The 26759-nt window shown below is 32.9% G+C and carries 21 protein-coding genes; all 21 read right to left on the reverse strand.

Annotated elements, in window-relative coordinates; genetic code table 11:
* Window positions 1-16 precede the first annotated feature (16 nt).
* Window positions 17-388, reverse strand: coding sequence for a transposase (locus tag D1164_RS14565; RefSeq protein ID WP_119350741.1), 372 nt, complete (start codon window positions 386-388; stop codon window positions 17-19).
* Between the two features lie 5 nt (window positions 389-393).
* Window positions 394-570, reverse strand: coding sequence for a hypothetical protein (locus tag D1164_RS23800; protein WP_172594476.1), 177 nt, complete (start codon window positions 568-570; stop codon window positions 394-396).
* Entirely contained in the window at window positions 563-1030 is a 468-nt protein-coding gene (locus D1164_RS14570) for a hypothetical protein (RefSeq protein WP_119350742.1), read from the reverse strand. Before D1164_RS14570 ends, D1164_RS23800 begins: the two co-directional genes overlap by 8 nt.
* A 26-nt stretch (window positions 1031-1056) precedes the next feature.
* Window positions 1057-1530, reverse strand: a complete 474-nt coding sequence (locus D1164_RS14575) for a hypothetical protein (RefSeq protein WP_119350743.1) — start codon at window positions 1528-1530, stop codon at window positions 1057-1059.
* Between the two features lie 153 nt (window positions 1531-1683).
* On the reverse strand, window positions 1684-2364 hold the full coding sequence (locus D1164_RS14580) for an RloB family protein (RefSeq protein ID WP_119350744.1): 681 nt from the start codon (window positions 2362-2364) through the stop codon (window positions 1684-1686).
* Between the two features lie 5 nt (window positions 2365-2369).
* On the reverse strand, window positions 2370-3740 hold the full coding sequence (locus D1164_RS14585) for an AAA family ATPase (protein ID WP_119350745.1): 1371 nt from the start codon (window positions 3738-3740) through the stop codon (window positions 2370-2372).
* 223 nt (window positions 3741-3963) lie between these two features.
* On the reverse strand, window positions 3964-5724 hold the full coding sequence (locus D1164_RS14590; protein ID WP_119350746.1) for an exonuclease domain-containing protein: 1761 nt from the start codon (window positions 5722-5724) through the stop codon (window positions 3964-3966).
* 164 nt (window positions 5725-5888) lie between these two features.
* Window positions 5889-7238: a P-loop ATPase, Sll1717 family gene (locus D1164_RS14595; RefSeq protein ID WP_119350747.1), complete on the reverse strand. Its 1350-nt coding sequence runs from the start codon at window positions 7236-7238 to the stop codon at window positions 5889-5891.
* Window positions 7231-7809, reverse strand: a complete 579-nt coding sequence (locus tag D1164_RS14600; protein ID WP_119350748.1) for a hypothetical protein — start codon at window positions 7807-7809, stop codon at window positions 7231-7233. The genes D1164_RS14595 and D1164_RS14600 overlap by 8 nt, the downstream gene beginning before the upstream one ends.
* A 262-nt stretch (window positions 7810-8071) precedes the next feature.
* The gene (locus D1164_RS14605; protein WP_119350749.1) at window positions 8072-8599 is read right to left on the reverse strand and encodes a DUF6155 family protein; all 528 of its coding nucleotides are present in this window, start codon (window positions 8597-8599) and stop codon (window positions 8072-8074) included.
* Between the two features lie 49 nt (window positions 8600-8648).
* The gene (locus D1164_RS14610) at window positions 8649-9044 is read right to left on the reverse strand and encodes an XRE family transcriptional regulator (RefSeq protein WP_119350750.1); all 396 of its coding nucleotides are present in this window, start codon (window positions 9042-9044) and stop codon (window positions 8649-8651) included.
* Window positions 9045-9055: 11 nt separating this feature from the next.
* Complete coding sequence (locus D1164_RS14615) at window positions 9056-9244, reverse strand: type II toxin-antitoxin system HicA family toxin (protein WP_119350751.1); 189 nt, start codon at window positions 9242-9244, stop codon at window positions 9056-9058.
* A gap of 330 nt (window positions 9245-9574) precedes the next feature.
* Window positions 9575-9697, reverse strand: a complete 123-nt coding sequence (locus D1164_RS24110; RefSeq protein WP_262707167.1) for a hypothetical protein — start codon at window positions 9695-9697, stop codon at window positions 9575-9577.
* A gap of 378 nt (window positions 9698-10075) precedes the next feature.
* The gene (locus D1164_RS14620) at window positions 10076-11206 is read right to left on the reverse strand and encodes a PDDEXK family nuclease (protein ID WP_119350752.1); all 1131 of its coding nucleotides are present in this window, start codon (window positions 11204-11206) and stop codon (window positions 10076-10078) included.
* A 168-nt stretch (window positions 11207-11374) separates the two neighbouring features.
* Window positions 11375-12106: a PD-(D/E)XK nuclease domain-containing protein gene (locus D1164_RS14625; protein ID WP_119350753.1), complete on the reverse strand. Its 732-nt coding sequence runs from the start codon at window positions 12104-12106 to the stop codon at window positions 11375-11377.
* A 162-nt stretch (window positions 12107-12268) separates the two neighbouring features.
* Window positions 12269-13969 (reverse strand): hypothetical protein, encoded by a 1701-nt coding sequence (locus D1164_RS14630; RefSeq protein WP_119350754.1) that lies wholly within the window; start codon window positions 13967-13969, stop codon window positions 12269-12271.
* A gap of 360 nt (window positions 13970-14329) precedes the next feature.
* Entirely contained in the window at window positions 14330-15430 is a 1101-nt protein-coding gene (locus tag D1164_RS14635; protein WP_119350755.1) for a DUF6544 family protein, read from the reverse strand.
* Window positions 15431-15435: 5 nt separating this feature from the next.
* Complete coding sequence (locus D1164_RS14640) at window positions 15436-16410, reverse strand: Acg family FMN-binding oxidoreductase (RefSeq protein ID WP_119350756.1); 975 nt, start codon at window positions 16408-16410, stop codon at window positions 15436-15438.
* Between the two features lie 921 nt (window positions 16411-17331).
* Window positions 17332-22389, reverse strand: a complete 5058-nt coding sequence (locus D1164_RS14645) for a hypothetical protein (RefSeq protein WP_119350757.1) — start codon at window positions 22387-22389, stop codon at window positions 17332-17334.
* A 335-nt stretch (window positions 22390-22724) separates the two neighbouring features.
* On the reverse strand, window positions 22725-23777 hold the full coding sequence (locus D1164_RS14650; protein WP_119350758.1) for a hypothetical protein: 1053 nt from the start codon (window positions 23775-23777) through the stop codon (window positions 22725-22727).
* Between the two features lie 189 nt (window positions 23778-23966).
* Complete coding sequence (locus D1164_RS14655; RefSeq protein WP_119350759.1) at window positions 23967-26357, reverse strand: AAA family ATPase; 2391 nt, start codon at window positions 26355-26357, stop codon at window positions 23967-23969.
* Window positions 26358-26759 lie beyond the last annotated feature (402 nt).

The following is a 26759-nucleotide window of genomic DNA, read 5'->3' on the forward strand; positions in this document are numbered from 1 at the left end:
ATCGCAGCAGCCTTCATCAGGGCTTGATGTTTAAATTTTTTTTTAACTCATCCACGTTCTTGTACCCCAGTTTTTCTGCTGCCACTTCCAGATATGAATCCAAGGCCAACTTGTCAAGGTCTTTTTTTATCAGCAACTCTTTTAGTTGCTTAATCTCCTTTTGCAAGGCTTTCAGGCGCGATGTTTCTCCTTCTGTTTCCACTAGTATTCTTGTGTTCATTAAATCTTTCCGGTTGTACTTTTTTACCCATTCATTTATGGTAGTCCGGTTAACGCCATAAATGTCCCCTAGTTCTCTCTTGGAATATTTTCCTGTACTAAGTTCGGCTAAAATTTTGAGTTTGAAACCCTCGCTGTATCTTCTTAAGATACCATCATTTTTATACATATTTGCTACATTTTGTGTAGCCTTTTTTTAGGACGGGTCAAACTGCGCCATAACGGTTGGTACATGTTGTCGGGGTGGATTTCGGAGAGCGTTCCTGTCCGAAGGACACGGAACTGCGATGCGAGAATCCGCAGTTGGCGTACCACCGAACCCCGCCCTGCAATATGTACTGTGTTAGGCATAGTTTTTTTCTTTTATTTGATTAAATACATCTTTAATTTTCTTCCTTTCTTTGAATGAACCAAAATCACCCAAGTCAATATTGTGTTTGTTATTTTGTGAGTCAGTAAATTCAACAGAGTTAATTTTTATATCTATACTATCCACATTTTCAATTGAGATGGTATTTGCATCATTTATTCTAGTCTTGTAATCCAGTAGAACAGTAGCTTGGTCATTTGTATAAAATCGTATATAAATGCCACTCGTTCTTTTTAAGGTGATTGAACTTGTTATAAACATGCTAATACCCATTACGAAAAATAGAATTGTCTGAATAATAGATAAGATATTAGTTGATTTCTCAGGTGAGAAGTCTTCAGTAAACAACAAGTATAATCCAATGAGAAATAGTACCACAGATAATCCTTTTTGTATTTTTTGTTTGTTTACAATATTCTCTGTAGTAATTTTTGTTTCCATATTTTAAGTTTTAGCAAAGTGTATAATTAGTTCTTTAAAATAGTTTCAATTTCTGATAGTTGGCTGCTGATTTTTTCAAGAGAATCTTTAATCATCAGACCATAAACTGATTTTTCTGGATTTGTTTGTGCAGCTAACATTTTTTCATATTCAATTTGAAATGACTCAACTTTCGAATAGAATTCATATATCTTCTTATAATCCTCGAATTTTACAAGTAGCAAATCCTTATTCAAAGTCTGAAATGAACCAGAAGTAAAAGGTAGTTGGGTCATTTGTGCTTTAATAATAATATCAAAACTGTTATTGAAACTATTTAATAATCCTGGTGTTGCAGATTTGATTTTATCAAACTCCACTAAAAGTATTTTTAAAGCTCTATTTTTTTTAACATTATTTGCTCTGTTCTCATTAAGGTAGCTAATACCAATAGCTAATAATGAGCCAATTATAACACCAAGAAGTGTATTAACAAGGTTTGAGTTCCAGTCTATTTTCATAATCAGTGTGTGTAGTTTTTAAAATTATGCCTAACGGTCACCTGTATGTGGCGTAGCCGGCTGCGGGCTACTTTCCTGTCAAGCCGAGATGAAATGGATGCGGGTGATGAGCTTACAATTACCCACAAAACCGGCTATGACATATACAGATTGTTAGGCGGTCGGGTTTTCTTCTTTTATTAATTTTTCGGCTAGTTTATAAATATGACTCCCAATATATTTTGGATAATCCTCATCATCACTATTCAATGCTTTCGCCCTTTCTATCGCAATTTTTATTTTTGGTAAAAATATTTTTGGATTTGGTCTTTTGTTATAACCTCTGCCAAGTAAATCGCCAAGAACTTTATCTATATAATTTTTGGAAGCATTAATTTTTTTATTTTCTATAATATTTTGTTTTTCTTCATCAGTAAAGTCATTTATATCCTTTAAGTGTAGTATTAGCCAAATCTCAAAACATGGATTGCTCATTGCTAAAAAGAAATTTTTTTCTGCATTACAATCTTCAACAAGACTACTAAAATCGTGGTTGTGAATAGTTTCCCAATCATCGCGGTCAATGATTAACCAAAATTCATCAGTCTTTTTAAAACGATATTCTCTTTTTGCTTTTTGCAGCAATTTTTTAACATTTATTGGGTCAGAACCTTTGTCAGACGGTCTTTTTAGAGAAATTACTTCAATTAAACCACTATCATTGAAAAACTCAGATTTTCTAAAGTCTTCAAAGTATTTCTTTTCGCTTACTTTACCTTCATATGAAAGTATAAACAATTTTTCGGCTTCTAAAAAACCACCTTGTCTTATTAACGGAATTGGTTCTCTTGGCATATCTTTTATTCAATTAATGGGAGTATAGTAAGATTATTTCGGTTGCCAAGTTTTGGAACGCCTTTGAATCTGCCTAATAAATAATCTTTCATTATTTCTTTATCAAATCGAACATTATAATCTTCAAGAGAGTGCAATTTTGTTGCACCAACTTTGTTTTTAACAGTAAACCAGATTTCATCCTTTCTTAAAAGTTTTTGCGTTAATAAAGTAGCTTCATGGCTAGCCACAATTAATTGACTGTTGCCATGTTCACACTTGTTTAAAATAAACTCAAATAAATCCTTTATTAAATTTGGATGTAAACTTCTTTCTATTTCATCAATAACAAAAACGTTACTGCCTTTGAAAAAATCAATTATTAATGGAATCAAATCCATAATTCGCCTTGTTCCATCTGATTCATCGACTAAGTCAAAAAGTTCAAATGTTCCACCTTCAACCTTGTGTCTAGTCTTGAGAAGTTTAGCTTCAAGTTCATTGTCGGTTGTTCTTGAAATCACGTAATATTTGTCGTCTTGTGGATTTGATAAAAAGACATTATTTTTTTCTGATTTCTCATTTAGTAAATCATTTTTAATTTCTTCTCTTATTTCTTCTGGTATTTGAATTTTGTCAAAATCAACGTTTTTGAAATCTATTCCTTCAATTCCAGTATCGAAATAATCAAGCATTTCAGTAAAAAGTTGTTGTAAATTTGTGTTTTCTAGTAATTCAAACTTCTTCCCTATATTCTTTGAACTAGGATAAATAACTGTTAAAACATTTTGGAACCAATCAATTATATTTAGTAAGTCAGAGATGTCGCTAACATTGTCTGTGACATTTGTATTTCGAATCTGGGTGAGGAATAATTGGTTCCGAGGGGTTCCTTTAGCTGTAAATTCAATAAATTGTTTTTCTTCTTTTTTGTTATTTTTTTTAAGTATGTAAGACAAATCAAAATCAATTGTTTTGCTTCTTTCAAAGATTTTTAATTCTGTTTTTTTGTTTATTTCAAACAACCACTCATCAATAATTTCTTTTGAATTAAATACAAATCCATACGCATAATTCTTCCCTTTATGTTGAATTTCATATTCAATATATGAGTTACCTTTTATGTATTTACTATCTAGTTTAAATCCTTTAAAATTAATAGGCTGTTCCGCTTTTGTTCCTTTAAGAACAGTTTTTCTACCAAATTCTATTGCTTTAATTAAATTTGATTTTCCAGAAGCATTTGCACCATAAACAAGTGCTGTCTTTAGGACAGAAATTCCTTTTACAGATTTCGTTTTATGATTGGATTTCAATGTTCCTTTGCCAGGGAGTAAAGAAAAAGTCTGCCTTTCTTTGAATGACAGAAAATTCTCAATTGTGAATCTTATTAGCATGATATGTTGTATTTATTGTGCAAATATAGTGAAAATATCACATCTTATTGCATTATTCTGTCAATTCTTAATGATTTTTAACCTGCCGCCTAACGGTCACTTGTATGTGGTCGGGCGGGATTTCTGGAAGAAATCGTGTCAGACCCGCAGGAAAGTGGGCGCAAGGTCTGACTTGTCAGACCGCTAAAACCCCCGCCTGCCATATACAATTTGTTAACGCCAGTTATTTATTCTCAATCATTTTTAGAAAGTCTTTTTCATATAAAATCTTGATGTTACAACCTTCATTATTGTATTTAATGATTTTATTCATTTTCGAAGGACCTGGGTCAATACCAGTTATCACAAAATTTGTCCGCTTAGTAATTGATGTATCAATATCTGCTCCCATATTTTTTACAATTTCGGCAGCTTCTTGTCTATTAATATTTTCCAGTACGCCGGTAAAAACAACTTTTTTGTTGTAAAAAGGACTATTGATATCTGCATTTTCAAGGTCGGGTTTTAATAAATTTCCTTGAATCCTGTCATGACCTTCTAAATCCAGAAATTGCTTTGATTTTGAATTCGATTTCCGTTTTGGTTTCACATTCGAAAAGGTTGGGCTTTCTCCGTTAAGAACCTTGATATATAAATTTGCACATGCTTCTGCATCACAACCCGCATTATGATGATTCTCCAAACTAACATTAAATGAAGCGCAAGCTTCATTTAATGATTGTCCAGTCAAATTTAATGTGCAATCACAATCAAAATTTGGAATATCTAAATCGTAGTAGTCTAAGGTCTGGTGCAAACAATTAATATCAAATTCGGCATTGTGGGCAACTAATTTTTTGTTCTCAATTATTGGATAAATTTTTTCCCAAATTTCAGGGAACTTTGGTTTATCTGCAGTCATTTCAGATGTTATTCCATGAATATTTGTGTTGTGTCTGGAATACTCGTTATTTGGAGGTTGAATTAATTCTGTGATAGTTTGTTTTAATTCTCCATTTTCAACAATTGCTATACCTATTTGACAAATGCTCCATCTTTTTCCAATTGCAGTTTCAACATCCAAAGCAATAAAATCATTGTTCATTGTCTTTGGTTTTGAAATTTTTGTTGATTTACTCTGACTACTAATTGGTTTAATAGAATATGCAAAAGATTCGATGTCAATTCCACTATCTTTTAGTTCTATCGCTAAATCACAGACAATAAGTGATAAGTCATCATTTAATGTCAAATCTGAATTAAAATGCTTCAATAAAGAATCAATCAAGTCGGGAAGATTATTTGCTTGTGCAATATCCTTAATTTTTAAAATCGATAAATTGTAATCATTAATCCTGTTATGCTCTAAAACTTTCTCTAAAGTCTCAGCTTCTTCATCCCAAACAACTATTAAATTGTGATTTAAGAAATCACGTATTTCAAATATTTCCCAAACATCTTTAAAACTAATGTCTTCAATCCACTCTTGTTCGTAATCCAACAGTTCTAAAGTTTTTTGAAATCTTTTTGTTTCTACAATTTTTTCTGGCGGACGAAAATCATAAGTTTCAGTATCGGCTATTTTTTCATTTTGAATAAAGCAAAGTCCAATATTAAAGGCACTCAATAAATTGTCTGTTCCTTTCAAAAAATGAATTCCTATCATGTCGAACTTGGTTCCGAAATATTCTTTAAAGTCTAAAGGATTTTTGAATTCACCATTTTTTATTTTAGTCTGAATTGCTTTTTCAAACTCGGGTTTGATTTTCATTCCTCGTCTTATCATTTCTTGATAAGTCGGTTCAAGCTTATAAACAGGTTCATATTGAACGTATTTATAAAATTTAAAATCATTTGCTTTTTCTGGGTCAGGAAACGAAACATTAAGTTTTATCTGTCGATTGTCAGATTTGTCATAATTGCTTTCTTCTGTCTTTTTACTCGATTTTGCAATTACAAGAATTAAAATAGTGACAATTGCTATAATTATTACTGTTGTTCCCATGATGCGTCTTTTTTCATAATTGGCGTTAACGGTGGTGGTATGAGGTCGTGGCGGTCAGACGAGAGTCTGAACTGTCCGACCGAAACTGAGGTTGAGACGAGATTCGACTTGTCGAATCCGCTCAAACCCAGCCATGCATTATACCACGTGTTAGGCATAGTGTTTTATATTAGAAAAAGTGGTGTTATAAAATAGCTATTTGATTTTTTAAATTCATCAATAAACCTGCCTTGCCAAGTGAAATATTTGGTATTCCCTTTTTTATATCCAAGTAATCCTATTAAGAAAAATAATTCAAGGTATTCTACCAGATTCCAATGCGCTGAGAATATCCAATCAGCTTTTGACCTTAAGTTATACAGTTCACTTTCTGTATTCTGAAATTCATTTTTTATAATGTCCTGGAACTGATGGGTATTAAATTCGATAAGACTATTATTATTTAATGTCTCGATAATTTGTTTGGAAAAGACCGTAATATTTTTCCACTGACTTTTGTATTGAACATCGATTTCATTCCATTTATCATTTTTCAGCCTTTCAAACTCTTCTACCATCAATTTCTTTGAAATGATATCATTATCTCGTCCAACAGTGTTACATATATCGATTAAATCTCTTGGCCCACTAACTAAGTTTGGTAATATATTATCCTCAAAACTTTTTTTCGATATTTTAAAAATATCGTCCCACGTTTTGTTTAATTTTTGAGTAACTCTATTGTCAATCATATTAGTCAAATCAGATTTTTCCCACTCAAGCCCACAGATTCTATCTGAAAAATGGTTGTAGTCGATATAATTTTTTTTGACAGATTGAATAATGTACTCTTTTGTAAAGGCTGCGACCTGAATATCTTTGCCTTCTAAGTTTCCGAGGACAGATAAAAAAGCTCCTATTCTTTTACTATTATCTGAATTAACTTCATCTAATCCTTTTGTTACAAGAGATTCAGGGTTATCTACGATTACAATTAAATTTAATTCTTTTGAGATTTCCTCTAACAATTTCCCGGACTCTTCAATTTTATTAGTTTTTTTTATCGACTTTAAGTATTCTTTTCGTTCTTGGGGATTAAGATTAAATCCGTTGCCAAGAACAGAAATACCAGCAAATTTCGTTTTAAAGAAGGCGCCCATTGATTCATACCATTTCTTCTTAACCAACTCATTGCACTTCTTCTTTAACGGTTCTGATAATTTATCTTTGAATTCATCTATAAGTCCGAGGAACAATTCTGCAGCAATGATATTTTTATAATTTTCGAGGCTAAGAGATTCATCGTCGCATATAAGAGAAAATTGTGATGAACTCAAATATACTTTTTCTCTTTTAAGTTTCTCACTATTAAGCCATTTCACTAGAGCAGTTTTTCCACAACCTGAACGGGTTACAAAAATGAAACCTTTTATTTCACTCTTCTTTTCAAATACATTTTCAATTTGGCGAGTTTTATGAAAGTACTTTAGGATATCATTATCATCTTGAGCAGCTTTTGGTCCAAAATTAATCATGGTTGTGATTTTTTATAATTATAAATGGATTTCGTTTTAATTCGAATGGGCAGATAGGAGAATCTAAAAATACATATAGTGACCACCTAATTAATTCCTTTGATTTATTTGTGTCAATATTGAGTTCCTCAATAATTGAATCAATAGTCGGTATTTCATTATTTTGAAAATTTTCTGTAATAATTTTTTTTAGTTTCTCAATTGCTTTTGCAGCGTCTAAATTTAATGTACTAGAAATATGTTCTAAAGCTTGGTCAGATAATTTAATAATCCACTGACTATCATTATTCGGTTTATTAAAATTTAATTTGTATTTATCATTCTCAATTTTTACAAAAGATTTTAAATGTTCCAGATATCTTATGTAATCCATGATTCGATATACCGACATTTGTTCGTCAGTTCTAGAATTGTAGAACTCGATAAATTTGTCATTTTTACTCGCGTTTATTTCAGTAGCAATTTCTTTAAAACTAAAAACTCTATCTTTATTGAGATAGTCAAGAATCGCTACACTTCTACGAAGAACTCTACTATACTTTCTTCCGTCTGATTTTTCACCTAGATTCATAAGTCAAGTTTTTAATTATTTATTAGTTATAGGTTCGATTTAACATTATGCCTAACGGTTGGTGCAAGTGGAGTGCGGGATTTTGAAACGGTTTCCTTTCAAACCTGCACGGAGCCAAACCGGCTTACTACTAAATATTATTTTTAAAACCGTCATCCGTCAAAGACGGATTGGCGGTGATTGAACAGGGAGAAAACGCTGGAATACCACGCCTGCCCGCATTACATTTGCACTGTGTTATAGCCTGTGTTTTATTTTTTATTTAATTATCTTCCAAGTAATCAGCATAAAAGTCAAAGTAAACCTGAGCAATATAATCATGAAATCCCCATCCGATATCACTTGTATTTGACATTATTTTTTCAGCTCTATCTGCATATTTTTCAAGTAATCCATTTTTATACATTAAAGTCAAAGCTTGTTTATATGTGTTTTCCAGACTTGAATAAAAACTTTCATTAATATCTCCAAAATCATTGGTAAATTCGACTCCTGTTTCTACATAGAATAGTGTTAAGTCAGCAAGGTTATCATTGGATACTCCGAGTTTTTTAAAATCGCTTATAGCCTTTTTCCCCTTTTTCAAATTATAGCCAAATCCTCTTTTGGGAAAGAATGTTTGGAATACTTTCTCACGATATTTTGATAATAGCTCTTTTTCGTTAGGATTTACATAAAAATCAAAGTACTCTTTAACTGATTTATTTTTTTTGTATAATTCACCAATCAAGTCAATGAGTTGTTTTTTATCCAAATTTTTTAGATTGGTTTTTACTTCACGAATTCCCATTGTTCTCTATATTTCTATGCTGGTTACAGAAATTTAAATTGTCTGAATTTCAACTTCTATAAATCAGATTCATTTCAGATAATTCCTGTCCTATTTGATGAATTCCAGTTAATATTTTTTCAGTTTGGTTTTCAGATGGTTTTTTATGCCCTTGCACATATTGAGACAATAGAGTAGGGTTCATGCCAATTTTTTCTGCAAGAAATTTTGCATTGAGTACTTTATAATATTGGAAGAATTGAGCAAAGTCAATTTCAAATTTCAAATTCTCATGTGTAATTTCAAATTCTTCTTCAAAGTGTAATTGGGTGGCTTCAAGCGAATTATTTATTAATTCAGGAATAGTTCTTCCAGTTGTAAATATTGGATATTCTTCTGAATATGCTGAAAATCCAGTTTTTGTTTTTTCAACTGTTATTTTGATTTTTTTCTTATAAATTTTCATAATTCCTGTTTTTAAAGTATTATTCCTGCATCTTTCATAATTTTTTTCTCAAGCCCTTTTCCAACTTCCTGGCTTCCATGATTTGGAAAAATTATTATTCCATCTTTTTGGTCGTGTTTCATTTTAACATGCGAGCCTTTTTGCGAGATTGGATACCAGCCATCTTTTTTCAAGAGTCGGAATAATTCTGAACATTTCATTTAAAATAATTTTTCTAAATCACTATCAAAGGTAAATAATAATTTACTTTTTAGCAAGAGTTTATCTTTAGGAATTCTTCTTTTTAACATTGGCTATAACGTCCACTTGTATGTGGTCGGGCGGGATTTCTGGAAGAAATCGTGTCCGACCCGCAGGAAAGTGGGCGAATGGTCTGACTTGTCAGACCGAAAAGGCCCCCGCCTGGCATATACAATTTGTTAACGGCAGGTTTTTTTATTTATTCATCGTCAGGTTGTAAACAGTATAAAAGTATCATTTTCCGACCGAAAGTTTCAAATAACCACGTCGCGTTTAATTTTTTTTTGTCCTCAGTCAAAACAGCTTGTGGGTTGCAGGTAACCGCTGCCGGTTACTTCGCCGGGACGTGAGCCTTGCCAGCCTTGATTTAAGCTGCTGGCTGAAAACTTGCCTGCACCAGCTATTCCTGCCAATTTTATTTCCTGCCATGTACAAAGCGGCCAAAATTCAAACTGTCAGGTAATTACCAGCTATTCCTGAAAAGGCGCTGGACAGTCAGGCCGAAAAATAGTTTAGGCAAATTGTCAAACTCCAAAAAATTGGCTGGCTGCGCCCAACTTTGCTTTGCAAGTTTTATGACAGCAATTGTACAAGCGAGCAAAAAACCAAAGAACGAACTTATCAGATAACTACCCATTTTTTCTTGAAACTTGCCGTTAACGGTCACTTGTATGTGGTCGGGCGGGATTTCTGGAAGAAATCGTGTCAGACCCGCAGGAAAGTGGGCGCAAGGTCTGACTTGTCAGACCGCTGAAACCCCCGCCTGCCATATACAATTTGTTGTGCGTTCGTTATTTAAATTTTTTTATTCTATTTTTCATTTTTGGGTCTTTAATATGCGTGTCGGTGAAATCATAATTACTTTCCAGATATCTATAAGTTTTATTCTCAAATGGAGAATTATTAATATAATCAACAATGATATGGGGACCTTCATTATAAATATCTCCAATCTCATCAATTAATAATATCCTGTCGAAATGGACAGGACGTAATTCTATATAAAATCCTTTATTATCATCGTCAAGTTTATTCCATCTTTCTTTTGCTTTCATTGATTTATCTAGGAGCTTATGATAGAAGTTTTCTTTTAATCCAAATAGTTCAGGAAAATGTGGAAAACTAATGTCACAATCTTCAATCATATCCCATTCCTCAGTTTCCCAATTAACGTATGCGTAGTGCTTTTTTTGAATGACAGATATGCAGTCAATTGGGGAAAATGAATCTATCTCGTAATAACGCCAATTTAATATTTCTCCATTTTTTAGTTGTGGATAATCGTCAGATTCGGATGGACGAATAAGTATTTCTTTTGAAATTCTATCTTCAATATTATTTAAATCTAATTCTTTTATAAGTTTCTTTTTTGTTGTTAATCTTGAAGATAAGTTTGATTTCAATGTCCTTTTCCTTTTTTGTAATGAAATTCCAAAATATGCAAATAGTAAATGGTCGTATTTAGGAAGGAATAATAAATCTTCTAGTTCTGCTTTGCCAAAAATGAAAAATTCGTTTACCCCAAATTCATTAAGTCTTTGTTTAAAAACGTCTCTTGATTTTTTTGAAAAGTTACAAGGGGCTGCTAAAATATAGCCATAAGGAAGATTTAATTGTCTGGAAATGTCATTAGAAATTATTTTGTCAATCTTTTTTGGACTTAAAGATTGTTCTCGTTTGCACTGAATAATCCATTCTTTTTCTCTTACTGTATATTGAGTTAGATTATCATCCGTAAATTCTTCTGAAATAAAGTTTTCTATTGCTAAAATATCAATACCGTCATCAGAACCTAATCTACCTGTCGCCTCTATTGATTTCCAATCCTTAAAATCATACATTAATTGTCTTATTAAATCTTCAAACCTATGAGGTTCAAGGTCTTCAAAGTGCAACGGATTGATTGTTGTAGAATAGCTCATTTGTTATTTTTTTCTTTCATAATGACGCACAACGGTAAATTGTATGAGTAGTGGCAGATTGCGTGGTAGTTTCCTGTCAAACCGATACGCAGTTTGAGCGGGCTACAAACCTTGATATTTAGCACTTTTCCTGCCATTACTTATACAAAATGTTGTGCGTAGCTTTTTCTAATGTTTCACAATTATTACTTGAATATTATCTTGGTTATCAATGTCATTTTTAAATTCATTTTCATCAGTTATTGTTCCAATGTCATAAATAAGAAATAACTGATTTGCGTATTCTTTTCCATAGGCTCTAATATCTGCATTTATTTCATCAATTATTGATTTAGTTTTTGTCTTGTCTTTTGTAAATTTTATTTCAAGTGCTAATCCAAGTTTTTGAAAAATGAAGTCTGGAATTACCTCTTTCATTGATACTTTCACCCTACCAACTTCTCTGTCATAATCAATTCCTTTACTAAAGCCCTTACCAATCAATAGTGTCTCAACTTTTCCTTGAATTTCTTTCTCATTTCTTGGTATTTCAATAATTGTTTTTCGAAGGTTGCTCGCCAAAAAGTCTTTTAATTCAAGTATCTTATTCTGTTTAATATCAAGGTGGTTTTCTAATAAAGAAATTAATAAACTTAGATTTGCTAATACTCCATCAAACATTTGTTTTTGTTGGGGCCAGGTCAAACTAAAAGCATTTGGTATCTTTTCTAAGTTATATATATCTAACAGTGATATGTCCACATATTTGGAAACACTCATGGCTATTTGAGTATATTTTCTTATAAATACATCAAAACTACCATACTGAGAAATCTTGTTGTCATCACTCGTATATGTAAACTTCATAGTTTCTAAAAGAGCAATCGCGTTTTTATACAATTTTTGTAATTCTTCCTTCATAGGTTCAGTCTTCTTAAGTTACGCACAACGGTGGTGGTATGAGGTCGTGGCTGTCAGACGAGAGTCTGAGTGTCCGACCGAAACTGGGATTGAAACGAGATTCGACTTGTCGAATCCGCACAAACCCAGCCATGCCTTATACCACGTGTTAGCAAACGTATTTTAGATTATTTCAATTTCAGTTGCCAATAATGAATCGCCAAGCTTAGAAGGATAAAAAATTACTTTTTTCCCTATATACAATGATTTATTTCTATCACTTTGAATTATATATTCTCGTGAAAAGAAATATCGGGAATCACTCAAACTCTTAATCAAACCTTTATCTTCTTTAATGAACTCTACCTCACCTTCAATTTTTCCAATTACCTCTGACTGTTTTATCATTTCTGTATTAATAGTAACATTTCTAGTTACCCAATCACCTGTAAGAAATGACCTATCTTTATCTATTTTCTCTGTACCGCTAATTAAATGAGTTGTAATTTCTTGATGGACACAAAATGAATAGTCAAATGAATAGGTTGTTCCTCTCTGACCTGAACCTGCTTCAATCACATTTAGAATATTAAACTCTTGGGATTTTGTCATATACTTGTACAATGCCTGACTATTATTAGGGTATTTGAATCTATAAGTACTACGATTTTTGCAAGCCTTTGCAATATTCTGGATAAACTCTATTTCTATTTGATTAAATGAAGTTAACAAATTACCACAATGAGAATTTAAGGCTTGAATAGCATCTTCTATTGTAACTTTTCCTTTGCCACCAGCTCTGATGTAGGATTCATTCATGGATAAATCCAATAATTGAATCAATCTTCTATAGTTACCCCCAGAACCATTAATTATTTGTTCAATAGCGTCCCCCATACCTGTTTTGTTTATATCAAAAACATCTTCTGGATTTATATAAGGTTCATGGTTATTACTAGTTTCGATATTAAGATAATTGAAAATAATTGCTTCAACTTTAGCTCTAAATTTTTTGTATGAAGCAACATTTTTTATTTCTTCTTCAAGCGCAACAGCATCACCATATCTAGTTTCTGTTAAGATATCAGAATATGAATTTGGGTAAACAGCTATTTTTGTTCTAATAAAATCCGCTGTTCTAAGTTGATTCATAAATATCTCAAAGAATGAATCATTTTCTGTCGATTTGAAAAAGTTCTTGTCTAAAGACCCTGCTTCATCTATTAAAAGCAATATTTTACCATTACTATCTCGGAGTAGCAAATCGTATATAGCAACTACATCGCCAATCCCAGGATTTTGCTTTTTCTTTAACTCAATTACCTGTGATTTCTTGTAATTTGCCGATAATTCAAAAAATGAATATTTGGATTTTCCATCAAATCCAAACTCATTTGATAATCTTTCAACGTACTCTTCTGAACCAAGTTTTAACAATTGTTTTGCAGTTGATTTAATTTTTGCATCGAAAAATACATCGTCAGGAATTTTTTTCATACCATGATGAATATTTGCCATTTGCTTCGAGTCTTGCAATTTCAAATAAACAGATGATAGTTCTTCAACAATTTTTATTATTAATTGTCTGTAAATTTCACTTGGACTATCTATATGTTGAAAGTCACTTAAACGAATAAATACAGGCAAAATTAATGGTGCTTCCTCAATTAGTCTTGGGACTATATTGAAAAGATAATATGCATAATTCGCTCTTAAAAACATTGTTTTTCCAGACCCCATTCGACCTTTGATTATGGAATTTTCAAAATCTAATGGTGAGCGTAATCCTTCAAGGGGATTAACAAAAAGGGATAGTATATCACTAAGATTATATTCGTCTGCATTTCGAATTTTAAATGGTCTTTGTTTAAAAATGGTTTCCATATCAATTTATTAATGAGTTCTATTATGCGAAAAGGTTTTTAATATTCTGACTAACGTCAAATTTTGTTGTTTTTATCTTGTATCCCTTTGTTCATAATGCTTTTAGCTTTATTTGTATCTGAAAATTTTCAAAAAAGTGCTAAAATTTTGTCGTTAGCAACAGTATTTAATAAGCTCTGGAGAAATAGATAATTTGCGTTTAAATCTATTTCGGAAGTGCTTATGTGGGGAATGTTTGCTAACGGTCGAGTGTAAGTGCCGTAAGGGATTGCGGGTGATTTTCTATCAAGTTACACGAAAAGTTAAAGCGGACTACTGACCTTCGCATACCTCTGGAACCCTTATGGCATTTACACTTTGTTAGCGGCTGGCATTATCATTATATTTTATATCTGTTATTTCTAATTTCAACCATGTCCAATCACCTTCGGGAAGTTTCCAAGTTGCAGTCATTTTAGATGGCACTTCAATTCCTTCAAATGTATTGTATTCTGAAATATTCATTATCCATTCGTGTCTTTTGGCATCAGCATTGTTGCCATTATATCGCAAAGCTGAAAATTTTATAATATCACCGTTTTTATTAAAATAAAATGTACCATTTCCTTTATTACCTTCATAGGACATTGTTGCGTTTGCAGTAGTATCATTTATTTGTTCCCAAGTAATGTGTGGACTTAATGCTAATGAAGGAAACCATACCATTTCACCCAAATATCTCTGCAAAGTGCCTTCGTTTAGTTTTTCACCATGTTCATTTACTACATTGATTAAAGAATTCATTTTTATCAACATTTCACCCTTGCCGTTTTCAAATTTGTCTCGACCTTGAAAATTGAGCAAACTATTCATTTTTACATCTACTGACCAAATAAATGCAGGATTGTCAATGGTAGTATATTGTATTGCTGTTGCAGTCAACCAATTTTCTTGTTCCGCTTTCATTTTCATTTCGGCTTTCTGTGTTACCTTTCCTATACTGATAAAAGGTTTGCCAATAGCACCAGAATTTCGAATCCAATTTTTTACAGGTTCGGGTAACTCTTTTATATCACTTTCATTTAAGATTTTATCTTTTGTGCTTACATTTTGACTAAGCAAATGATTTGTCTCTCGCTGAACAAGATTTTGGAAGTTGTAGTAACTTAATGAAACAATTGATACTACCAAGATAAGCATATTGGGTATTGTTCCGAATTTAGCATCTTTCCAAAACATAATGATAAGGATTTGGGAAATTGCTACAGCCACAAGTCCGATAAACCAAGAGTATTTGGAATTTGTGAGAAAAAGAACGCAATACGTTAAAAAAAGTAATGCAGAAGTTAACCACAAAACACCCATTTGTCTTGATATCGGAAGTGTAAGCTCCTTTACTTCTTTTAATTCAAAACCCTTTAAAAAACCAAGAATGTGTATTAGCCCGTGTATGAGAACAATTACAATAAAAATATATTTCATTTTATCTAACTTTTAATAATTACTTTCTCAATATTTCTCCTGTAAGAGTAAGGCATTCTTTCGGCGTAACCATACCTTATGAGAAGTAATGGATGCTTGTTTTCTATTCCTAACTCTTTTGCAAGTTTTTGTCTCACTACTATTTCTTCACAAGGCATATTAAAATGGGCGTGACATACACCAAGATGAGTTGCTGTAAGACCAAATCGTTGAAAAGCCTGCCCTGTTTTTACCCAAGCTTCGGCATTATTTGTATCACTAATGAAAATTGCCAAACCTTGAGAGTGTTTAAGTAATTCAATAAGACGCTTCTCTTCGCTTTTTGCAGTAACAAAATTTTTCATCACTAAACTTCCTAACAATCTCCCTAATCCAGGCATTCCCATAGTAGCAGACCAAATCCCGTCTTTCTTTTTTTCTGCTTCATTTTTTGAAAAACGTATCCAATGAACCAGTTCGTTCAAAAAATCACTATTGTTGAATTGTAAGTTGTTTGCTTCAATAATGAGCGGAATTATATTTTCCAAGTCCTTTTTACTATCCAAAATGCGCATTGAAATGCCTTCAAATTTGAAACATGAACCAAGTTGTTCTAATACATCATCAGAGAGAGGTTTGTCGTTGTATTTACTTTTTGTAACCTGTCTTTTAGCTATTTCATTAAACAAAATATCGAGTGTGCCTTTACCAGCATCATCTTTTGTTAAGTCAATAATTATACTGCTTGCTGCGTTTTCAGGATATTGCACGTTACACTTATAATCTTTTTGTTTTGCTGCGAGGAGCAAATTTTCCAGCGCACAACCCAAACTGATATAGAGTTCATAGTTTTCAGCATCAACTACCGGGAGAGCCCTTTTAAAGTCAGGGTGAATGATAATGCCAGTATCAATATTTTCAAATTTCCATGGTTGTGTGTTATGTCCTGACGGTGCTTTAATTGCAAATTCAACCAAAAAATTAAAATCATCTGTTTTCATTTTTATTCCTTTTATTAAGTGACTATCTTGTCTTCTATGCTTGCCGCTAACGGTCACTTGTATGTGGTCGGGCGGGATTTCTGGAAGAAATCGTGTCAGACCTGCAGGAAAGTGGGCGAGTGGTCTGACTTGTCAGACCGCTAAAACCCCCGCCTGCCATATACAAATTGTTAACGGCTGGTTTTTTATTCATGGTCAAGTTGTTAACAGTATAAAAGTATCAATTTATACGTCAATTTTCCAAGTAACCACTTGGTATCTAAATTTTTTTTTAACCCCCAAAATCAAAGTTGCTTGTGGGCTGTAGGTAACCACTGCCGATTACAAAGTTGAAACGTGAGCTTTACCATTCCTAACTTATGCCGCTGGCGGAAAACTTGCGTGCGCAAAATATTCCTGCCAATTTTTTTAATACCAGCCTAAATACCAGAAGGCCAAAAATCAAACTGTCTGAATAACCATAGGCTGTTCTTAAAATTGTGCCGCACAGTCAGGTTGCAAAACAGTTTGGCAAAGTATCAGACCCCCAAAATTGGCGACTTGCACTAACCAAACATTTGCAAGTTTTGTGACAGCGATTTACGGGGCGAGCAAAAAACCAAAGAACGAACGTTTTAAATAACCACCCATTTTTTCCTCAAACTTGCCGTTAACGGTGGCGGTATGGTTAGTAAGGGATTGCGGGCTTCTTTCCTGTCAAGTTACAGCTAATTTTGGAGCGGGTTACTGCGCCCCGAAAACCACTGAAACCCTTATTAACTATACCGCGTGTTACCGCCTGGTGTTTATTTTTTCAGTCATTTTTACTCAATTTGCTACTGTTTCTCTGTCTGCCGTGCGTTAGGCTTGGTGGCTCTTTTGCAATTTTTGGTTTTAATGTCGGCTGGTGCGAATTGCAAATGTGCCACCATTTGTGTTGGCTTAATTAGCATTTTTATACGTAATTACATTTTCTCTAAATAAATATGCTTCTGACGAACCTAAATCAACCATTCGGTTTAAAATCCAAACATATTCGTCAACTAGGTTTTTATCATTTTTGATAATTGAAATATGGTTATAGAAAAGTCGTTTTATCATTCTTTCCGCGGAAGGATTCATTAAAGCAAGTGTAGTGGTTGGTTCAGTTTTAAATATTTCTACTAACCAACTAATTGATTCAGGAAGAAAAGTTTTTTCGCCAATAGTTGAAAAAACATTAAGGATTGAAGTCGTTTTATGTTTTCCCAAATCTTTAACCATTGACTGATAAAAATCTTTTTTGTTTTCAAGCGGTTGCCAATGATTTGCTGTTTCTTTCCATTTAATATCTAGGAATAGTGTAGTTAGAAAATAATGTTTGCCACTTGTTTTGATTTTGATAAAGAATTTTTGCCATAATGCCCAAAAGTTTGCGATGAGTTTTTTGGTTAAATCTTCATCATTAGAATTGGCAATAATATCATCTAATTTGTAAATAACGTATTCGGTTATTTTTGAAGTAAAATCAAATAAGTCATTCCGTCCTCTAAAACTTTGAGCTTCAAGTTTGTAAATTGGGTCTATGATTAAATCCAAAACAGATTTCGCTAATTCGCTATTTGCTTTTAAAAAAAGTTCTGCCAAATAAAATTCAATATCATGAACAGATTGGTGATGAATTTGCCTTTCTCCCTTCTTGCGATTGTAAGAGTAATTTTCTTCGTGCTGTAAATCAGCAGTCAGTAATGGAATAAAATGTGTAATGAATGATTCGAAATCTTTATCTATGGTATCATATGGTATAATTACAAATGCCCTTGCTAATAAATATCCTTCACTTTTTTCCAAATCTATTTCTGAAAGGTCTAATTTTAGGTGCTTGTCAGAAGAAATTTGTTGAACGAATTCTTCTTCTTTTTTCAGTACCTCATTTAAAGTATCCTCATCTTGGTATCCATAGAATTTTGGATTAGCTTTTTTGAAATTGGAATATTTAATAAGACCAAGCCAAACTCTTTTAGCTTCTTCAAAATATTTTTTAAAAAAAGTGTCTCTAACGTATTTTGTTATTTTGTCAACTTCATGGTCGTGAAACGGAGCAAACAACATATAAACCATCGTTGCTATTATTCCGTTTTTATCTTCATCGCTATCTGCATTTTGCATAAGCAAATGGAAAGAGGATAAAGCGATATCCTTTTCCATAATATTGTAACCTTTGTTCAATCCATAGTTCCGACTAAATGTATCTTGTAGAATTGCGCCTACCGCATCTACAATTGTTTTAATACACCAAGATTTTTGCTTTGATGTAATATTACTTGAAAAATCCCTTAACCCGAGAATAGCAAGACTTATCGGTTTACTGAATAAAATATCTAAATTTTTAGCATCAGAGTAATAATTATGGCACTCTAACCATTTTTCATAACTAATTGCTTCCTCTTTAGTATATGCTTTCGAAATTATTCCTGAATATGTGGCTGCTTTGTTTTGTGCTTCAATGTAGGCACTATTAGAATCTATATATTCAGCAACATCTTTTTCATATTTGGGTTGAATAATAAATCCGCCAAGTTTTTCATCATACGGTTTAACTTCCCACTTTCTTATATCGATTTCATTAAGTAGCTTTTTCCATCTCACATCATCATCCTTGACTTTTGCTTGAAGTTTATCAAAAAGATGATGAATTTGTTGATTAATAATTTGTACGTTGAACTGATAATCAACGATAAAATCAACTAATCCTCTTGTATATTTCTTCCTATGAGGAAGTTGATTTGATTTTGCCGTTTCTTTTTGAGCAAATGGAACGTCATTATCAAATATGGCTAATGGAACGTGTTCTTGTGATGCTCTACTTAAATCCCATTCATAGAACTCCTTAATACTTAATATTGGAATCATTTCTTCTTCAACAACTTTTGGGTAAGCAATAGCAACACTATTCAATACACTAGTAATGGCAACATTATTACTTTCCTTTAGCAAGTAATTGAACATAAATTGTAAGTTCTTTTTACTGACATCTGTATTATAGCTTGCCGTCTCAAGCATATACTTTTCTAAACTTTTAAGTAAAGATTCCAATGCATAATTGGTGACGCTTGAACCTCTATATGCAGCCCACAATTCCCAAGCCGCCCATTGTTTTACAATTGTTCCATCGTTTAGTTCAATTTCTATTTGAGAGATTTTGTGTTTGTATTCACAAGTAGCATTTACATAGAAATCAACCGAATAGTTAATGAAATCAATAATGAATTTTAAGCCAATTATTGGGTGAAATATCAATAAATTATAAATTGGGGTTTTATATATTCCCGAAGGGAAGAAAGAATGTCTATCTTTAATTCCCCAACATTCTTCATCTCTCAAAGAATGGCTTGCCATTATTCCAAATCTATCTTCAGGAAAATCTTCTTTTTTAGGCGGAACAAATTTCCAATGCTTCCAAGCGGTTTCAACTATTAGTTCTGGCAATTCTTTTACCAAACGTTGATTCCCTACGCCTGAAAGGCAACTTTCAATTACATTTTTATAAAATGAATTTAATCTCCACAAATCTCGATTTTCTTTATAGGCAAAGGCTCTTGATATTAGTTGTTTAATCTCTACTTTAGAAATATCCGACAAGTCAAATAAAATAGTAATCAAATCTTTTGACTTACTTTTCATATTTTCTTCTTGCCAGAATTCCTTTTCTTCTTCAACTTCTTTCAAATATGTGAGGACGATTGATTTTGCTGCTTCCAATTCTATATTTTCAATTTTATAATATTGAAAAAGCAATCGGTAATACCAATCCGAAAGAAAGTTGAGTATTGAAAGTTTTATTACATCTAATTGAGTAATGTGTTTTTGAATAAATAAAATTACTTCTTTCCACCCTGAACCTATAGGCAATAGCAAATTATTATTGCTGGCATTCTGGTCACTTTCTTTGCAACAAGTTTTAATGATATGAAGACATCTGTTGAAAAAGGAAGCCTCTTCATTAAGAAGTTCTTTTTCAAAAAAGGTAAAAAACGAACTGCTATTTTCTGACTTAAAAGCGGCGACTAACAATTCATCAGCCCAATATTTTTCAATCGTTTGGTCAGAAATAGTTGCTTTAATCAACTCATTTATTTTGCTACTGTTGTCAATTAGATAATCTTCTACCCAAAGACGAAAAGCACGTCTAATTGCCGGTTCGTTACCCAAATTGCTGAATAAATCTTTTGGGTTGGGAAAATCTTCAAATTTTGAAGAGACATATTTCACCAATGCCCAATCTTCCAAAATATCGTGAGTCGGGGAATATTTTCTATTGTTGTTTTCTTGAAATACTATTTCATCGTTTTCTAAACAAGCGATTGCTTCAGCATCAGATTTATCGGGCTTTGTAAAGAGTTTCATTTCTTTCGCTCTCTTTACAGCAATTTCTTTAAACGCTTCTTCACGTTTAATAGGAAGCCCATTTTTTGTATTAGTTGAATCTACAACCAATGAATTCCATAGCTTATCTTTAAATTCAGTTAGTGAAACATTGGAATAATCATCGTTTGTTTTACTAATTGCTAGGATTGAAAAGTCAAGATATTTAGGACTTTGAAGCAACTTTTTGACTTTATTATTTTTTAGGACGCTGTTTAATTGTGGAAATTTTTCTGCGACAAGTTTCAACTCTGCTTCATCAAGTGTTGGAATGTCAATTATGTTTGTGACGTTTTTATCAATTCCAAATTTTAAAGTGATTAAGTCAACGGCATATTTTCGGGATGCAGTAATGATTTTTATTTCTGGATGTTCTTGAAGTAACGCTAATATTTGTTTGAAAGCACATTCAGGGTCTGATTCCAATAATTTTTCCAAACTGTCAATGAAAATAATCTTTTCTGGAATCAGAGAAATGCACGAGAAAATGTCTTGTATTGTTTCATTTACACCTTGACTTGAAAAAACATTCGCAATAGTAGGTGCATTGAATTGGTCTGCTCTAAAAACAAAAACACTTGCATTTGGAAAATCTTTTTGAAGAACTTCTTTGATTTCAGCCGATTTTCCGACACCGGGTTTTCCGGTAACAATTGTAAGTTGATAATTGCTTATTGCGTTTAAAATATTTTCTCTTGATTCGGTTCTCGGTAGTTTAAATTTATTATCACCTATACCGATTGACGTTTTTATTGGTCTTAAAATCTCTTTGCTATCTGATTTAAGCTTTTCAACTGATTTTAAGTATGGGCTTAATTGTGCATTGTCAAAATGCTTATAGAAATCTTCTTCTTTAATACTTTCCAGAGTTGCACTTCCCCCATTTGGGTTAAGCGTTGCAACGTATGAAAAAATACTATTCCAAATTTCGTTGTCGCTTGCTGTTGATTCTTTGCTTTTGCAAAGTTTAATCAAATTAAGAAAATATGTTTTGTCAACGCTTCCTTCGTTTAAGAAATCATATTCCAAAACATCAACGCATTTCAAAAAATCCCAAATCTCTTTGTCGGTTAAAACGGTTTTGTTGTTCGCTTCTTTTAACACTTCACGAAAAACAGCTAACCTGTCCTTCTTTCCTTTAATTCTACTTACTTCCGAAATAAAATCTGTTTCCGTTGCGTGGCTTCTTGCCCAATTAAAAAGTGATTTAAGATGATTTCGTTCATCTTTCGTTAACCCATTTTTTACAACTATTAGTTTATCTCTTTTTTTATCAAAAATTGAAGTGTTGTTATAATCTTTCCAAAAAGCACTTATTACTTCTTTGAATTTTTCATTGCCAGCGGTAAATGATATGTCGTGTTTTACTTGAATCAGTAAACGATGCTCGCCAATCTTTGACTTTGCAGTAGCCATGAAATCGTCAGTTTCATATCCTCTATTGGTTACTTGTAAGGCAACCTCTGAGAGTTCTCCTGAAGCAATACAAGGAACATTACCACGAATAATAAGTGTTGTGAGAAATGCAGTTTGAACGAGTTGTTCAAAATTTGTTCCTCCTCCTCCTTTTTGAAATACGCTCCCTTTATCTGACATAATTACATTTCATTTGAGTGAAGGCAAAAATTGCACTCTTTGACAAAGCTTTGGTTTTTGCGTTGGCTTGTGAGGCTTTGGCAATGTGTGCAATGTGGGTCGGCAATTGCCTTTCCTGTTGTACCAATATTTCGTTTTTCTGTACTTTCAAAATGGTTTACTTTTTAATCTTAGGATTGTCGTCTTTTTACACTTGGCGGTAACGGTGAGTATATGCAAAGTAGGCGATTGCGGGCTTCAAAATTATCAAACCGTTGAGAAGTTGAAGCGGGCTACAACCCTTGAATTTACTGCCATTTCGCCTATTTTGTATATACATTGTTGGCGGTAGTATTTTATATTCTTCCTTCAATTGTCCCTATTAAATTTATCAAGGAAATCGTTGCTGTCGCACACAATGAAGCTTCTTTTTTTGTCGCTGTCCTTTTATGTGTCAATTCATTAGCTAAGTCTAATGTTGCCCTTGCATACTTTCGTAAAATCTCATTACTTGAACCTGATAATTCAACTGCAATATAAGCTTCAAGCATTCTTTTAGCATCTGTCTTACTAACCTCCTTCCCGTCGAGTATTGGGTGTTTCTCTTTATTAAAAACTGCCTGAGCTAATGTAATAATAGTTTCACGACTTAATAATCCAACCACTTGAAATTGTTCTTCTGTTTTAGCTTCGTTTTGTCTTAATCTAATTTCGTTTACAGACCTTTCAATCCTTTCCCAATCAGTCAAGTCAACTGTTACACTTATGAAATCTGGCTCTTCATTTTCCTCTAACATTTGAATAAGAGAATTATACATTTCATTAATGTATGTTCTTCTTTCGCTGTATTTTGAAAACGTTGAACTCCATTTACCATACCATTCCCAAAGGTCTTTGTGTGGGTTAGGATTTTTAAAATTCAGTTTTTGTAGTGCTTTATCAGTTGTCGTATATTTATGTTTAAATTGGTCGTTTATATCTGGAATCCTTTGTCCCCCAGTAGCTACAGAAATCATGGTATTTTTAAGAAATTCAATATCTTGAACAAGTTGTTCTTTACTAATTGTTCCCCCAAGTCTAGCCCAATCAATTTTAGGTTTTGCTTTTGGAACAATCGTAATATTTGATATTCCTTCGTTTTCATAATGTCTTGTTGCGACACTAAATTTTTCAAGTAAGGCGGATTCCACACTTTGAATTCTATCACGAATTTTTACGAATGTGCCAATGTCAACTAGTAAATGTAGTGTATAGAAATAAGTGCCTCCATTCCAATTATCATATCCAGTCTGCTCCAAAGTTATTTGGGCACTATTCAAAATTTCAGTCAATTCATCAAGCTTATCAGCTTTTAGAATTTCTGTCACTGTGTAAACAATCGTCCTTATTTCATCTTGATTTTCAAGCATTACTGTCTGTTTTTAATATTACCGCCAACGGTCACTTGTATGTGGTCGGGCGGGATTTCTGGAAGAAATCGTGTCAGACCCGCAGGAAAGTGGGTGCAAGGTCTGACTTGTCAGACCGCTGAAACCCCCGCCTGCCATATACAATTTGTTACCGGCTGGGCTTTTTTCTTATTTTAATTTCTCTTTTTATCATAGTTGTACATCTATCAAATTGAGGGTGTCTTGTATCAAATTATCTAATTCAGGTGCTGTCAATGTATTCGGATTAATCCCAATTGTTGTATAGTTAGGCATTGGAATTCCATGATGCGGCTTCCACGAAACACTATTTATTAAGTTAAGATTTGAAATTATTGTTGCCCTGTTTGCATTATCTCTAAAAACCACACCTGAAGTGTCAAGAAAAGTGATTAATCTTCCAAAAGTTTTTTGCCCTGTCATAGCCCTTATTTCTTTATAAAACTTAAATCTCAAATGGGATTCAAGTACATTTCTTAACCATCCTATTACAGTATCTTTTTTTGAATGGTCAGGATTGATTCTAAAGGCTTCAAGTGCTTCTATGTGTTTGAAGTAATCATTTTTAACTAATTCATCTAAATCGCAAGGTTCAATTATCGAAGCTTTAGCTGCAAAATTCTCAGTAATTCTTAATGACGACTTTTCGTAAGCTGTAATATCTTTTCCTATTTCGTGAAGAAAATATTCGTTGTGACTTAAAATAACTACTTGTTTCATTTGCTGAAACAAAGTTTTGATGATTCCAATTGTGTAAGTTCTTCGGTTAGTATCTAAACTAGACAATGGGTCGTCAAAAACTAAAATTTTGTTTTGGCGATTTGGGTCAATGTCGAGTTTTGATAAAAAGAAAGCTAAAGCAATTGTGCTTTTATCTCCTTCACTTAAGCATTCCTTAGCACTAAAAGGTTGGTTTGGAACAAATGAAATATCTTTGCCGTCAATGGTAAGTTTATAGCCAATTTTGCTTTGAGTCGCTCTTCCTTGCGGCGGAATATGGACAACGTTATCTATTCTAAAAAGTGTTTTGAAAACGGTGCCTAAATAGTGATTGATTCGTGCTTGATAGTTAGTAAAAAAAGCTGTTGCTGCAGCTTGTTGCTGCTGAACAAGTGGGGGATAAGCTAATTCGAGTGTTCTTAGATTTTGTCTTTCTGTTATTAATTGATTACAAAGTGCTGCTATTGGGGCTTCAAATCTTTTTTGAATTCGTTTCAATCTGTCAACTTCAAGTTGCGCATTGGGAACAGTCAAAATGTTAGCGCGAAAATTTAAAGCTGCTAAATTGTACGATGCTACACTTTGATTGTAAATATCAATATTTGAATTAATTGTTTGCAATGACAAACAAAAATCATTAGCAGTGGCGGTAGCCACTGCTAATGAAGGATTTTGAATCTTTTGTTGAACCGAAGTTATTATATTATGTAATTCTGTTCTTAATGTAGCTTCGTTAGCAATTATATTAAAAGTTGGAGTTTGTACTGTATTGGGTAAATGCGCTGTCCATGATGCAATTCTTTCAATATTTAATTGATTGATGTTATTAATTGCTTGAATTATTGCATCCAAATTAAAGTTTTGAAGAGAAGTCAGATGATTTTGAAGACGCTCAATTAATGAATTAAATTCAGCATTGAACTTAATTGTATAGGCATTAATGATTTCTATCGTATCGTTAATTGCTTGTTTGCAGAAAGGACAGAAAATCTCCGTTTCATTAGCATTTTGTTTGCTTTCAATATATCCAAAACCTTTCTGTAACCAACCTTCTGCACCATCAATTGTATTAGTTTCTAAATCGTGGCAGTGTTCCTCAAATATTGATTGCAATGCTTCGTTCTGAATTGATTGTGAAGTCGTTTGCAAATCAGTAACTAAAGTTTCAAAATCAATTCCTGAATCTATATTAGTAAGAAGTGAAAGAGTTTGTAATGTCTGAATAATCGAATTTGCGTTTGCACTGGCTAACGCAGCTTCTGCATTTACAATAAGTTGGGCAATGTTGTTAGCTTGTGCAACTGGAATAGTAAGAAAGGATGCAATCAAATCTCTCGTCAAATTGTTCCTGACTTGCTGAATCAATTGAAGTTCAATTGTTGCTTGATTTTGTCTGGATGCCGCTTTATCCGCTTTATTTTGCTCAATCTGGTTTTGTATGGCAATTCCTTGTGCTCCAATTACAAATTGATGAAGTTGTTTTTTATGTTCGTCATTAAAGTCAAAACCCGAATAAATGTTTTCATTCACAAAGTGAATATCAAAAATTTCAATGTCTGGAAAAGTTATTGACCAACCTGTTGAGCCAAAAGTGTGATATATATTTGGTGTCCCAATTTGTGTAATTTGGGCTGCTTGTGGTGCAGTATAATTTGTTGAAATTCTACTTCGTATGATGTCTGGATTATTTGTTGTCAATGAACGCAGAACGGAGGTTAACGTTGTTTTACCTCCTCCGTTGTCGCCATAGATTAAAGTCATTTTACGGAAATTGACTTGACCCGCAGCTTGATAGTCGCGAAATTTACCTATGGACACAAGTCGTTCAAACTTATTTATCATACTGAAGTTTTGATTTTCTTATAGTTTTTTTACTCTATTTCAAAGTTCACATCATCTTTTTCAGCCTTGCCGGTAACGGTCACTTGTATGTGGTCGGGCGGGATTTCTGGAAGAAATCGTGTCAGACCCGCAGGAAAGTGGGCGAGTGGTCTGACTTGTCAGACCGCTAAAACCCCCGCCTGCCATATACAAATTGTTAACGGCTGGTTTTTTATTCATGGTCAAGTTGTTAACAGTATAAAAGTATCAATTTATACGTCAATTTTCCAAGTAACCACTTGGTATCTAAATTTTTTTTTAACCCCCAAAATCAAAGTTGCTTGTGGGCTGTAGGTAACCACTGCCGATTACAAAGTTGAAACGTGAGCTTTACCATTCCTAACTTATGCCGCTGGCGGAAAA

Source organism: Mariniphaga sediminis, from assembly GCF_003573545.1.
Taxonomy (GTDB): Bacteria; Bacteroidota; Bacteroidia; order Bacteroidales; family Prolixibacteraceae; genus Mariniphaga; species Mariniphaga sediminis.